The sequence below is a fragment of the Sandaracinus amylolyticus genome (assembly GCF_000737325.1).
Classification (GTDB): Bacteria; Myxococcota_A; Polyangia; order Polyangiales; family Sandaracinaceae; genus Sandaracinus; species Sandaracinus amylolyticus.
Genome location: NZ_CP011125.1, coordinates 10,066,406 through 10,078,392, shown reverse-complemented (window position 1 = coordinate 10,078,392; position 11,987 = coordinate 10,066,406). Strand labels below are relative to the sequence as shown.

Annotated in this window: 12 protein-coding genes; 9 read left to right on the top strand and 3 right to left on the bottom strand. The window is 72.5% G+C overall.

The annotated features are described in order from the left end of the window. Window positions 1-1,638 carry a serine/threonine-protein kinase gene (locus DB32_RS42750; protein WP_169791734.1) on the top strand — a complete coding sequence of 546 codons (1,638 nt, stop codon included), beginning with the start codon at window positions 1-3 and terminating at the stop codon, window positions 1,636-1,638. Between the two features lie 82 nt (window positions 1,639-1,720). Here DB32_RS42750 and DB32_RS48935 read toward each other — a convergent pair whose 3' ends face one another. Continuing rightward, window positions 1,721-2,023 carry a helix-turn-helix domain-containing protein gene (locus tag DB32_RS48935; RefSeq protein ID WP_053238427.1) on the bottom strand — a complete coding sequence of 101 codons (303 nt, stop codon included), beginning with the start codon at window positions 2,021-2,023 and terminating at the stop codon, window positions 1,721-1,723. Between the two features lie 66 nt (window positions 2,024-2,089). Between DB32_RS48935 and DB32_RS48930 the strand changes: the two genes are divergently transcribed. The 6 genes from DB32_RS48930 to DB32_RS42715 all read left to right on the top strand — a co-directional run bounded on the left by DB32_RS48930 (window position 2,090) and on the right by DB32_RS42715 (window position 7,583). Next, on the top strand, window positions 2,090-3,166 hold the full coding sequence (locus DB32_RS48930) for a helix-turn-helix transcriptional regulator (protein WP_053238426.1): 1,077 nt from the start codon (window positions 2,090-2,092) through the stop codon (window positions 3,164-3,166). Next, entirely contained in the window at window positions 3,163-3,990 is an 828-nt protein-coding gene (locus DB32_RS42735) for a radical SAM protein (protein ID WP_053238425.1), read from the top strand. The genes DB32_RS48930 and DB32_RS42735 overlap by 4 nt, the downstream gene beginning before the upstream one ends. Window positions 3,991-4,069: 79 nt before the next feature. Next, window positions 4,070-4,789, top strand: coding sequence for a protein TolQ (tolQ, locus tag DB32_RS42730; protein WP_205627132.1), 720 nt, complete (start codon window positions 4,070-4,072; stop codon window positions 4,787-4,789). Between the two features lie 134 nt (window positions 4,790-4,923). Then, on the top strand, window positions 4,924-5,367 hold the full coding sequence (locus DB32_RS42725; protein WP_157070361.1) for an ExbD/TolR family protein: 444 nt from the start codon (window positions 4,924-4,926) through the stop codon (window positions 5,365-5,367). Continuing rightward, on the top strand, window positions 5,367-6,185 hold the full coding sequence (locus DB32_RS42720) for a TonB C-terminal domain-containing protein (protein ID WP_053238423.1): 819 nt from the start codon (window positions 5,367-5,369) through the stop codon (window positions 6,183-6,185). The genes DB32_RS42725 and DB32_RS42720 overlap by 1 nt, the downstream gene beginning before the upstream one ends. 42 nt (window positions 6,186-6,227) lie before the next feature. Beyond that, window positions 6,228-7,583 (top strand): PD40 domain-containing protein, encoded by a 1,356-nt coding sequence (locus DB32_RS42715; RefSeq protein WP_053238422.1) that lies wholly within the window; start codon window positions 6,228-6,230, stop codon window positions 7,581-7,583. Between the two features lie 6 nt (window positions 7,584-7,589). Here DB32_RS42715 and DB32_RS42710 read toward each other — a convergent pair whose 3' ends face one another. Next, window positions 7,590-8,309 (bottom strand): hypothetical protein, encoded by a 720-nt coding sequence (locus DB32_RS42710; RefSeq protein ID WP_157070360.1) that lies wholly within the window; start codon window positions 8,307-8,309, stop codon window positions 7,590-7,592. 46 nt (window positions 8,310-8,355) lie between these two features. Here DB32_RS42710 and DB32_RS42705 point away from each other — a divergent pair, with 46 nt between their 5' ends. Continuing rightward, entirely contained in the window at window positions 8,356-9,939 is a 1,584-nt protein-coding gene (locus DB32_RS42705) for a hypothetical protein (RefSeq protein ID WP_157070359.1), read from the top strand. A 111-nt stretch (window positions 9,940-10,050) separates the two neighbouring features. After that, window positions 10,051-10,437: a hypothetical protein gene (locus DB32_RS42700; protein ID WP_157070358.1), complete on the top strand. Its 387-nt coding sequence runs from the start codon at window positions 10,051-10,053 to the stop codon at window positions 10,435-10,437. 58 nt (window positions 10,438-10,495) lie between these two features. Here the strand turns inward: DB32_RS42700 and DB32_RS42695 are convergent, their stop codons facing one another. Then, window positions 10,496-11,605 (bottom strand): hypothetical protein, encoded by a 1,110-nt coding sequence (locus DB32_RS42695; protein ID WP_053238418.1) that lies wholly within the window; start codon window positions 11,603-11,605, stop codon window positions 10,496-10,498. Window positions 11,606-11,987 lie beyond the last annotated feature (382 nt).

Genomic DNA, 11,987 nt, shown 5'->3' with positions numbered 1-11,987 from the left:
ATGACGCCCGCCAGCGATCTGCCCGGCGAGCCGAGCTACGGCCGCTACGAGACGCTCTTCCGCATCGCCGCGGGCGGCATGGCGGAGGTCTACGCGGCGCGCGCGCGCGGCGAGGCCGGCTTCGAGAAGCTCGTCGCGCTGAAGCGCATGCTCCCGCATCTCTCGAGCGACGAGCGCTTCGTCGCGATGTTCATGGACGAGGGGCGCCTCGCCGCGAACATCTCGAGCCCTCACGTGGTCTCGACGCTCGATCTCGGTCGCGCGTCGGACGGCTCGCTCTACCTCGTGATGGAGCTCGTCGTCGGCGTCACGCTCACCACGCTCGTGCGCAACGCGCTGCGCGCTGGCGAGAAGATCCCGATCGACGTCGCGGTCGAGCTGATCGCGCAGGCGGCGCACGGCCTCCACGACGCGCACGAGGCGACCACGCCGTACGGCGAGCCGCTCCACGTCGTGCACCGCGACGTCTCGCCGCAGAACATCCTGATCGGCGCCGACGGACGGGTGCGTATCACCGACTTCGGCGTCGCGCGCGCGACCCAGCGCTCGACCCAGACCACGACCGGCGAGATCAAGGGCAAGCTCGCGTACTTCTCGCCCGAGCAGTGCGCGAATTCCCCGCTCGATCGCCGCAGCGACGTGTTCTCGCTCGCGACCGTCGCGTGGGAGACGCTCACCGGCGATCGGCTGTTCTTCGCCGACAACCCGATGGCGATCTTCGAGCGCGTCTCGAAGATGCCGATCCCCGACGCGAGCTCGCTGCGCCCCGAGGTGCCGGCGCCGATCGCGGCGGTGATCGCGCGCGGGCTCGCGCGAGATCGCGACGCGCGCTTCGCGAGCGCGGGCGACTTCGAGCGTGCGCTGCGCGATGCAGCGCGCGCGTGTGACGTGGTCGCGCCGTCGGGCGAGGTGTCGCGCTTCGTACGGGCCCACGGCGGGGACTCGCTCGCGAAGATGGAGGCGCGCATCCGCGCGTCGCACGCGACGAGCGAGGCGGGGCGAGCATCGGCGCCGCCCGGCGAGACCCCTCCGTCGCACAGCGGCATGGTGGCGCGCGGGGCGCGGACCGCGACGCCCGAGGACGTGGTGCTCCACGAGCAGCACACCGTGGTCACCCCGCCGCCCGTCGAGATGCCGCGCCCGCCGCGCCGCGCGTCGATCGCGATCTGGGCGCTCGCCATCGCGGCCGCCGCGGGCATCGGTGCGTGGCTCGCGATCGCGCAGCGCGATCCGATGGTCGCCACGCCGATCACCACGCCGCCGCCGGCCCCGAGCGCCGAGCCGCCCGCGCCGACGATTCCCACGATCGCCGAGCCGACGCCCGAGCCGGCCGTCGCCGAGCCCCCGCTCGCGCCGAGCCCCGAGCTCGCGGCACCGGCCACCCCGCGCCCCCGCGCCCCCGCGAGCGCCGCCGCGCCGATCCGCCCGCCACGCCGACCACCACGGCGCGCGCGGCCGAGCCCGCTCCCGCGCCCGCCCAGGCGCCCCGCGAGCCCGCTCCCGCGACGTCGACGCGCCCTCGCGGCAGTCGCTTGCTCTCGCTCGATCAGTTCGATCGTGACCTGGGCGGTCACTGAAATACCCAGGTTTTTCCCCGATAAGGAAAACCCTTGGGTGCATGTCCCCGGCGGGACATGAGCTGACAGCCTACGCAGCGTGCGATACGACGCGAGCGGATGGAGCACCGTTCACGGTCTCGCCCGACAGGCGCCCCGCGCGATCAGAGCCGACCGCGGGCGATCAGCTCGCGCCGCGACCGCACACCGATCTTGCGGAACACGGCGTCGACCTGCTTGGTCACGGTGCTCCGCGTCGTGCCGCGGAGCTCCGCGATCTCCGCATCGGAGAGCCCGACCAGCAGCAGCGCGTGCACCGCTCGCTCCGCCGCGGTGAGCGCCGGCGCGGACGCGGCCTCCTCGGGGGCCTTCCGCTCGGGCCAGCTGAACACCACGTACCTGCCGGAATCGTGGGCGAGCCACGAGACCCGCAGATCGTCCGGCGCCTCGTCGTCGTGAGATTGCACGGCCAGCGAGAGTAGCGCGGCGGCGGTCGGTTGGAGAGGGAACGAATGGCTCGAGCGCAGGATCCCATGAGCGTCGTCGAGCGCGCCTACGATCTCGAGGCGCCGGAGGACCTCTGGGTCCAAGGACTTCTGGGCGCCGCAGCGCCCATGCTCGACGCCGGTCACGGACTGATGGGCGCCGTGTTCGACTTCACGACGCCCGACGGGACACCCCACGCGCGCGCCGGAGCCGCGGTCGGCGGCCCCGACGAGTGGACGCTCGGCTGGCGCGACAGCTGGTGGGACCACGTGGTGCACGGCCTTCCGCGCCAGGTCTGGGTCGACGCGCTCTCCTTCGGTCCCGTGACCTACGCGTCGCACGCCGCGCAGGGCGTCGCGCAGCGCATCGAGACGTTCGAGGAGATGCTCGCGACGCTCGGCAGCAAGGGCTTCGCGCACGTCTTCGGTCGCACGTTCACGACCGAGCCCGCGGCCGCGAGCCGCTTCGTCTCGTACCCCGAGGCGCTCGGCGTGATCGCGAGCGATCCCGCCGGCTACAGCGTCGGGCTCTTCGCGAACCGCAGCGCCAACGTCACGCGCCCGCCGGGCCGCGTCCTGCGCCGCACGTGGTCGCGCGTGGCCGCGCACGTCGCTGCCGCCCACCGCCTGCGCCGCCGCATCGGCCCGGCGTCGTCGCTCGACCGCGCCGACGCCGTGATCACGCCGCGCGGACGCGTCGTGCACGCCGACGGCGAGGCGGCGCAGCCCGAGCGCCTCGAGATGATCCGCCACGCCGCGATCGCCATCGACCGCGCGCGCACCGCGCGCGTCCGCACCACCGACGAGGCGTTCGAGCTCTGGCGCGCGCTCCACGAGGGCCGCTGGTCGATCAGCGACACCTTCGATCACGACGGCCGGCGCTTCCTCGTCGCGCGCGAGAACGAGCCCGCGAGCGACCCCGCGCCCTCGCTCTCGCGCCGCGAGCAGCAGGTGATCGACCTCCTCGCGCTCGGCCACTCGAACAAGCTGATCGCCTACGACCTCGGGATCTCCACCTCGAGCGTCGCCACGCACCTGCGCCGCGCCGCCGACAAGATCGGGCTCTCGACGACGCGCGAGCTCGTGCGCTGGGCGCGCGCGCGGCGTAGACCCGTGGAGCGATGATCGCAGCGGAGATCGCGGGCGAAGCGTGCTCGCAGTGGAACCGGCGCTTCGCGATCCGGCTCCGCGACGGCGCCGAGGTCGAGGCGGTGCTCTACCGCGGCGACACGCTCTGCGTGTCGTCGCAGGTCGGGTGCGCCGTGCGCTGTCCGTTCTGCGCGTCGGGCGCGAACGGGCTCGCGCGTGGGCTCGAGATCGAGGAGCTGCGCGCGCAGGTCGAGCAGGTCGAGGCGCTCGGGGTCGCGCTCCGCGGCGTGACCGTGTCGGGCGTGGGCGAGCCGCTCCACAACGCGGCGCGCGTCATCGAGTTCGTCACGTGGTGCAAGGCGCGCGGCACGCCTGCGAGCCTGACCACGTCGGGCGGCCCGACCACCAAGCTCGCGTCGTTCTTGAAGGACGTCCCCCACCACGGCCTCACGATCTCGGTCCACGCCGGCACCGAGCCCACGCGCGCACGGCTCGTCCCTCACGCCCCGACGCTCGACGCGCTCTTCACCACGATCGCCGACGCGCTGCCCCACCTGTCGCGACGCCGGCGCAAGAAGACCGCTCTCGCGTACCTGCTGATCGCAGGCGAGAACGACGGAGACGACGAGCTCGACGCGTTCGCGGCGCGCGCCGTCCCGCTCGATCTTCCGGTGCACCTCTACGCGCTCAACGAGGTCCCGACGAGCGCGATGCGCGGCCCCGGTCGCGCGCGCTACGAAGCCGCGTATGCGCGGCTGTGCGCGGCGGGCCTCGTCGTCCGCATGTCGTCGCAGGCGCGCATCGAGGCCAACGGGGGCTGCGGCACGCTGATCGCCCTGCGCCGCCGCGCCGCGTCCTGAACGCCCGCGCCCTGCGCAAACGTTGACTCCCCCGATCACGCGTGCTTCAAACGCCCGGGTTCCAACCCAGCGGAGAAGCATGGGATCTCTCTTCCTCCAGGCCGCCGCGACGGCGCCTCACCGGCTCGACCCGATGCAGCTCATCCTGCACGCGTCGCTGGTCGTGAAGCTCGTCATGCTGGTGCTCGCCGGCATGTCGCTCGTGTGCTGGTTCATCATCGGGACGAAGCTCGTCCGCATGATGGCCGCGCAGCGCACCAGCGCGCGCTTCCTCGACGTCTTCTGGAGCAAGGAAGAAGGCAACGTGTGGGGCCCCGAGCGCCTCGAGGCGATCTACGCGCGCCTCGGTGGGCTCGAGGCGTCGCCCCTCGCGCGGGTCTTCCACGCCGGGTACGTCGAGCTCGCGAAGGTCTCGCAGGCGGGCGCGAACGCGGGCGACATCGAGAACGTCGAGCGCTCGCTGCGTCGCGCGCAGGCGGGCGAGATGACGCGCCTCGAGAACCAGCTCCCGTTCCTCGCGACGACGGGCTCGGTCGGCCCCTTCATCGGCCTCTTCGGGACCGTGTGGGGCATCATGAACTCGTTCCTCTCGATCGGCGCCGAGCGCGGCGCGACGCTCGACGTCGTGGCGCCCGGCATCGCGGAGGCGCTCATCGCGACGGCGATCGGCCTCCTCGCCGCGATCCCCGCGGTCATGGCCTACAACTACTTCATCCGCCGCATCCGCGTGATCGAGGCCGAGACCGAAGCGTTCGCGATCGACTACCTCAACATCGTCCGCAGGCACTTCCTGACCTGACACGCGTCAGAGGAGCATTCCTCTGAGGAGAGCAGGAAGGCAGGAGATCGAGAGCTCATCCTCCTTCCCTCCTAACTTCCGGCATTCCTCAGAAATTCTCTTCCCTGCGCTCCCTGTAGAGAGGCGACCACGACATGGCCATGTCGACCGGAGGAGGCGGCGGACGCGCGCCGCTGAGCGAGATCAACGTGACGCCGCTCGTCGACGTCATGCTGGTGCTCCTCATCATCTTCATGGTGGCGGCACCCATGATGACGTCGGGTGTGCAGGTCGATCTGCCGAACGCCGATGCACCGCCGATGGACATCGAGCCCGAGCAGATGATGCTCAGCATCGACGCGCAGCAGCGCGTCTTCCTGGGCGAGGCCGAGGTGCCGATGGAGCGCCTCGAGGAAGCGCTGCGCACCAACGCGCGGTTGCAGGAAGAGGACGAGATCTTCGTCCAGGCCGACCACACCGTGCCCTACGGCTTCGTGGTGCGCGTGTTCACCGCGATCCGCGCGGCGGGCGTGGAGAGCGTCGGCCTCGTCACCGATCCGCTGAGCGCCCCCGATCAGCCCGCTGCCCCGACGCCCTGATGAACCACGTCGCGAGCACGCCCCTGCACCTCGACGACGCGGACCTCCGGCCGCGCTCGCTGTTCGATCGCGCCACGCCCACGCCCGCGCAGATCGCGGCGGGCGCAGCGACCGCGTTCGTGGTGCACGTCGGTCTGCCGCTGGTGGTCGCGGCGTTCGTCGGTGTGCTCGCCGCGGTCGGCGCGCTCGAGGAAGAGCCGGCCGAGCTCCCGCCGGTCGAGCAGGTGATCCAGGCGCGCTTCCTCCAGCGCGGCGAGATCATCGATCCGAGCCAGCTCCCGAACCGCCGCGTGCCGATCCTGCGCACCGACGTGCCCGAGCCCGGCCCGAGCAAGCGCGCCCCCACCGAGCCGATCCCCCAGCCGGAGCGCGAGCGCCAGCGCGACTCGGTCGCCGACGCGCTGCAGCGCCTGAGCGACGACGCGCAGATCTTCGCGGAAGCGGAAGAGCGCCGGGTGCAGGAAGGCGATCCCGAAGGCATCGAGGGCGGCGACCGCGAAGCGAGCGAAGGCGATCTCTACGCCGGACGCCTCAGCAGTTTCTTCAAGCGGGGATGGCGCGTCGCCACGACGCTCGACTGCGACACCCTGCGAACGCTGACCGCGCGGGTGAGCGTGACCATCGCCGACGATCTCAAGGTGGTCGGTTTCCGAATCACCGGATCGAGCGGCAACCCCGACTTCGACCTCTCGGTGGAGCAGCAGCTCCAGCGCCTCGTCGACTCGCAGGCCGTGATCCCGCCGCCTCCTGAGGAGGCGGCGAGCAACTACATCGGCCGCGACATCGGCTTCCGGTTTCTCGGACGCGACGCGTGCTGAACCGCGACGCGCGCTGAGCATCACTCACGAAGGCCACACACGATGAAGACCCGCATCACCTCCGCGCTCGCCTTCGTCCTCGCGCTCGCCGCGAGCGTCGCCGTCGTGCTTCCACCGCTCGGCACCACGTCGACCGCGCAGGAGGCCGCGCCGCGCGGCAGCGAGGCGCCGCCGCCCGAGGGCGCGCCGGTCCCGCCCGACGAGATGCTGCCGAACCAGGTCGTCATCGACGTCACCGCGCCCGAGCGCGCGCTCTATCGCATCGCGGTGCCGAACCTCCTCGGCGACGCCGAGATGGGCAACAGCGGCGCCGAGGTGATGCGCACCGACTTCCGCCTCGTCTCGCTCTTCGAGGTGCTCGACGCGCGCAGCTTCCTCGCCGATCCCGCCGCCGAGGGCCTCGGCATCACCGCCGCGCCGTGGAGCAGCGTCGGCGCGCAGGGCGTCATCAAGGGCCAGATCACCCGCACCGGCGGACAGATCCGCGTCGAGATGCGGCTCTACGAGCTCGCGCGCGGCACCACCGCGACGCTCTCGCGCACCTACAACGGCGCGCCCGGCGAGCTCCGCAACTTCATGCACGACTTCGCGAACCTCGTGATGGAGCAGCTCACGGGGCGCCGCGGCGCGTTCGGCACGCGCATCACGTTCGCGCGTCGCGTGCGCGAGGGCCGCAAGGACGTCTACGTCGCGAGCTTCGACGGGCACAGCGTCTCGCGCGTCTCGAGCGGTCGCGGGGTCGCGATGCTCCCGGCGTTCGGCCCCGGCGGCATCTGGTACTCGGTCCTCACCGACGTCGGCATGTTCATCACGCGCACCGGCATGGAGGAGGCCGCGCTGATCGACGCGCCCGAGTCGATCAACATGGGCGTCTCGATCTGCGGCAGCCGCGCGTACTTCACGAGCACGCGCGACGGCAACGCCGAGATCTACAGCTCCGCGCTCGACGGCACCGACGTGCGGCGCCTGACCGATCACCCCGGCATCGACGTGTCGCCGACCTGCGGCGGCCCCGGTGGGCTCATCGCGTTCGTCTCGAACCGCCACGGCAGCCCGCAGATCTTCGGGATGGACTCGAACGGCGGCGGCGTGCGCCGCCTGACGTTCCGCGGCTCGTACAACCAGACGCCCGCGTGGTGCCCGATCGGCGAGGAGCGCCTGCTCGCGTTCACCGGCCGCGCGGCGGGCCTCGACGTGTTCACGGTGAACATCGAGACCCAGCAGTACACGCGCCTCACCCAGGGCCAGGGCGTGAACAAGGACCCGGCGTTCTCGCCCGACTGCCGGATGGTCGCGTTCTACTCGACGCGCGGCGGCATCTTCATCGCCAGCCCCGAGGGCCTGAACCAGCAGCTCGTGGTCCCCGGCGTCGCCGAGACCCTCCGCTGGTCGCGCTGAATCGGTTCAGAACACCGCGGCCCAGTCAGGGCGATCGGCGCGCTCGCGCTGCACCCGCTCGAGGCGCTCGATCGACACGACGAGGACCGGGACCGAGAGCCAACGGAGCGCGATCGACGCGACCATCAGCAGGCCGAGGAGCACATCGTCGGCGTGCGCGAGGACGGCGCCTACCAAGCTCGCCTCGAGCCAGATCGACGACAGCGCGCCCCACCACCCGGCCGCGACCCAAGCGGGCACGCGCCCGACCACGCCCGATCGGCTGAGCGCGTCCAGCTCGCTCTGGACCTGGAGCCCGGTGATGAACTGGACCACCGGCGCCGCGGCCCAGCCGACCGCGCTCGCCGGGGAGAACCGGGCGAGCTCGCGGTCGCGCGCGAGGCCCAGCGCCCGGCCGAACGCGCCGTGCAGCCAGACGAGGTACGCGACCGGCGCGACCAGCCGCGCGCCCAGGGCGAGCAGGATCGTGAGCAGCGCGGCGATGGCAAGGGTCCACCAATCGCTGCTCCCCCGCACCCCCGGCGCGATCGGGGCGCGCTCGTTCACATACGCGAAGCCGAAGAAGCAGAGGTCGGCGAGGAGCAGCGTCGCGGCGGCGGACTGGGCAACACGGGCGCGCAGTCGTGATGGCAGTCGCGGTGTGACCATCGGGGGTCCGAGTGTGGCACGCGCACGTCTACCCGATTGCGTGCCGCGCGAGCGGAACCATGTCGCGATGTTCGACACCGACGTGGCAGGCGCTACGATTGCGGGTCGGGGGTGTGACGACGAGGTGACGGAGCACGCGCAGGATGATCCGCTGAACGCGCCCGAGCAGGAGGCGCCCGCGGAGCGGCCTGTGACGACTCCGGTGCCGGACCGCCCGAGCGACTGGGGCTCGCTCGTCGCCGATCTCTCGCGCGGCCGGCAGCACCCGACGTTCCGGGTGCACGACCGCACCCACGTCGAGCTCGCCGTCGACTACCGGCTGCGCCCAGGGCGCAAAGAAGAGTCGTTCGTCTGGGAGTCGTTCTACTTCGCGCCCGAGTCGCTGCGCCTGCACTCGCGCACCTACGACAAGAGCGACCTCTACTCGGACCTCCAGTCGTACGTGCGCTTCGAGGTGCCCGACGTCGCGTACGGAAGGCTCACCGGCGAGCCGCTCGAGCGGGTGCGCCAGGCGATCGTGTCGGGCGACGACGCGACCGCGACCCGCGAGATGCGCCTCTTCTCGTGCATGGTCCGCGCAGCGGGCGTCGAGGCGCGCGACGCGATCGCCGACGGGCTCGACGGAGACGAGCACGACCGCACCCGCGCCCTCGCCTGCGCGGCGCGCATGGTCGCCGACAGCGCGCGGATCGGGCCGCGCCTGCGCGAGGTGCTCGCGCTCGCGCAGAACGCGCCCGACCCGATGCGCACCGCGGCGTCGTGGGTCGACGAGGACGTCTCGCGCCTGGTCGAGACGCTGCTCGGCAATCTCGTGCAGCGCCTCCGCGAGAAGGAAGCACCGGAGTCGCTGATCAACGCGGCCGAGCAGGCCGCGGTCGCGGAGGCGCGCTATCGCCTCGATCGCGGGCTCGGCGGCGTGGGCAGCGTCGGGATGAAGAGCCGGCGCGTCGAGCAGCTCGAGTTCCGGCGCCACGTGCTCAAGCGCTTCACGTCGTCGGTGCTCTGGCTGAGCCCCGAGATCAGGCCCGCGAGCACCTGGATCCTGCACTTCCTCTACGCGATCGCGGCGTCGGTCGCGATGGGGTTCGCGGTCGTCGCGGCGCTCTGGAACGGGCAGGACGCGGGCACGCGCGGCATCGTGCCCTGGGCGATCGTCGTGATCCTCGCGTACGCCGCGAAGGACCGCATCAAGGCGCTGCTCCAGACGCAGTTCCACGACGTGATCTCGCGACACTTCCCCGATCGACGGTGGGTGATCCGCGATCGCGAGCGCGGCGTGGAGCTCGGCGAGATGGAGGAGCAGTCCGGGTTCATCTCGTGGAGCGAGCTGCCCCACGACGTGCTCGCGGTGCGGCGGCTGACGCGCCTCCACCCGCTCGAGGAGCAGGCGCGCCCCGAGACCGTGCTCTTCCATCGCAAGGAGATCGAGGTCCGCGCCGATCGCATCGCGGACCCGCGCTTCACGACGCTGACCGAGATCTTCCGGCTCGATCTGCGTCGCTGGCTCGCGCACACGGACGATCCGAAGCGCGAGATCGTGTTCGCCGACCCCGAGCGCGGGCAGATCGGATCGGCGCTCGCGCCGCGCGTCTACAACCTCGGCGTGGTGTACCGGCTGCGGCGCGAGGACGAGGTGGACGCGCCGTGGCACCGCGTGCGGATCGTGGTCACGCGGAAGGGGATCCGGCGGATCGACACCGTCGTGTGATTCCAGCCCTCGATTTTCGCGAACGAGCGTCGAAAAAAACTGGCGATGCCGGGGAGCGGGTGGTACGTGCGCCGCGCTCCCGCGTGCCAGGGGAGCGCGGGAGGTCGTACGGTGCCGCGATCGCGCAAGGGCGACGACGAGCTGGAGAACGAGACGCTCGAGGCGGGCGAAGGCGACGACGTCGCCGAGCCGGCGGTCGACGTCGCGGCCGACGAGGACGAGGAGGGCGAGGAGGCCGAGGAAGGCGTTCCCGCCAGCGCGGCCGGTCGTGCGAGCGCGGCCCGGCTGCTGGAGCTCCTGGTCGAGAAGAAGGCCCTCGCGCTGCTCGCGAAGAAGCCGGGCAACGAGCTGATCGAGAAGGTCGCGCGCGTGCTCGAGAGCCCGGCGGCCGTGAAGGCGCGCGCGTCGCGCCTGTCGGACGTGATCGTGGACAGCGACGACGTCGACGAGCTGTTCATCGACGACGAGACGCTGATCGAGCTGCTGAAGCGCTGGTGATCGGCGGCGCGCTGGCGCGCTGTCGATCAGGGGCGCTGCAGGTCGGGAGCGCTGGTGATCAGGGCATGAGCGGGACCACGCAGTGCGCGTGGGCTCGCTCGCAGTCGCTGGCTTCGTCCCAGATGCTGCTGCAGTCGGGGCCGACGCACTCGCAGCCGCTCACCGAGCGGCACGCGGTGCCGTTCCAGGCCCAGCCGAGCACCGCGTCGCAGTCGCCGGTGCCGCGTGCATCCTGGGCCTCGCAGCTGGCCACGCAGGGACCCTCGTAGTCGACGTCGGTGCCCTGGCCGAAGGCGTCGCAGTCGCTCTGGTAGGTCTGGCCGTCGCAGCCGCAGACCTCGTGGATCACCGGCGGGCACACGGTCGGGCGCTCGCGGCAGGTGCCGATCTCGTCGCTGCCGCCGCACGCGTGGGGGTCGGGGAAATCGCAGAACTCGGAGGCGGTGCAGGCGTCTCCGGCGATGCCGCCGCAGCGGCGCACGCACGCGGCGAACGTCGCCTCGCACTCGGAGCGCGTGGAGAACGCGCTCGCGCAGTCGGCGCCCTGACACGTCGAGCAGCCGTGGAGCTCGGTGCACGAGCGGCCGTCCCAGATCCACAGGCCGAGCGCGCGCCCGCAGATGCCGTCGCCTGCGGCCTGCATCGGGGAGCAGTCGGGCATGCACTCCTCGCTGGTGCACGAGAGGTCGGGCGGCGCGCAGAGGCCGCAGCTGGCGTTGCAGCAGACGGTTCCGGGGCCGCAGACCGTGCGGCCGCAGCGCTCGCCCATCGGGCACGTCACGTGGTCGCACGGGCAGGGCTCGCCGTCGTAGTAGCAGCCGGGCGGAGGCGCAGGGCACTCGCACCAGCCGCCGCCGTCCACGGTGCACTCGGGCGGGACCACGCGCACGAACGAGCCGGAGCGGCACTCGAGGCGCTCGCAGGGGCCGCGCGCGCAGACGCGGCCGGCGCTGCACGTGTCGCCCGGCTGCGCGATCTCGCAAGGGGGATCGCAGCTGGGCGGGAGGACGTCGAGGCTGATGCAGCGGCCGCACGCGCACTGGTTGCCGAGCGCGCAGTCGGCGTTGGTCGCGCAGCTGCCCGGGCCGCCGTCGTGGGCGCCGACGCGGACGCGGTAGCCGCAGCCGATCGCGGTGAGAGCGAGGAAGAGGAACGCGGACGCGCGCATCGCGGATCGTGCGTGGCCGTGTCGTCGGTGATCCGTCACGGGCAGGCGGCGCGGACGCGGGGCGCGAGGCGGGAGCGCGGGTGCGCCGCGAGGAGCGCGTCGAGCGCGGCGCGGCCCTCGTCGGCGCGGCCGGACGCGCAGAGCGCGAGGGCGCGCGCGGCGTCGCGCTCCTCGGCGAGCTCGCCGTCGGGGAAGCGCGCGTGGTGCTCGTCGAGGGCGCGCAGGGCGTCCTCGGGACGCGCGTCGCGCAGGGCGGACCACGCGCGGCGCAGGAGCGGGAGCTCGGCCGGGAGCGTCTGGACGGGGGCGGGGGCCGGGTCTGGGCTCGCGACCGCGACGGGAGGCTGGGCGGGGGCCGGTGCGCTCTCCGGGGCCGGCTCGG

Excerpts from the sequence above, each read along its gene's own strand:
- DB32_RS42750 (WP_169791734.1), top strand. The coding sequence starts at position 1 with ATGACGCCCGCCAGCGATCTGCCCGGCGAGCCGAGCTACGGCCGCTAC.
- DB32_RS48930 (WP_053238426.1), top strand. The coding sequence starts at position 2,090 with ATGAGCGTCGTCGAGCGCGCCTACGATCTCGAGGCGCCGGAGGACCTC.
- DB32_RS42735 (WP_053238425.1), top strand. The coding sequence starts at position 3,163 with ATGATCGCAGCGGAGATCGCGGGCGAAGCGTGCTCGCAGTGGAACCGG.
- tolQ (WP_205627132.1), top strand. The coding sequence starts at position 4,070 with ATGGGATCTCTCTTCCTCCAGGCCGCCGCGACGGCGCCTCACCGGCTC.
- DB32_RS42725 (WP_157070361.1), top strand. The coding sequence starts at position 4,924 with ATGGCCATGTCGACCGGAGGAGGCGGCGGACGCGCGCCGCTGAGCGAG.
- DB32_RS42720 (WP_053238423.1), top strand. The coding sequence starts at position 5,367 with ATGAACCACGTCGCGAGCACGCCCCTGCACCTCGACGACGCGGACCTC.
- DB32_RS42715 (WP_053238422.1), top strand. The coding sequence starts at position 6,228 with ATGAAGACCCGCATCACCTCCGCGCTCGCCTTCGTCCTCGCGCTCGCC.
- DB32_RS42695 (WP_053238418.1), bottom strand. The coding sequence starts at position 11,605 with ATGCGCGCGTCCGCGTTCCTCTTCCTCGCTCTCACCGCGATCGGCTGC.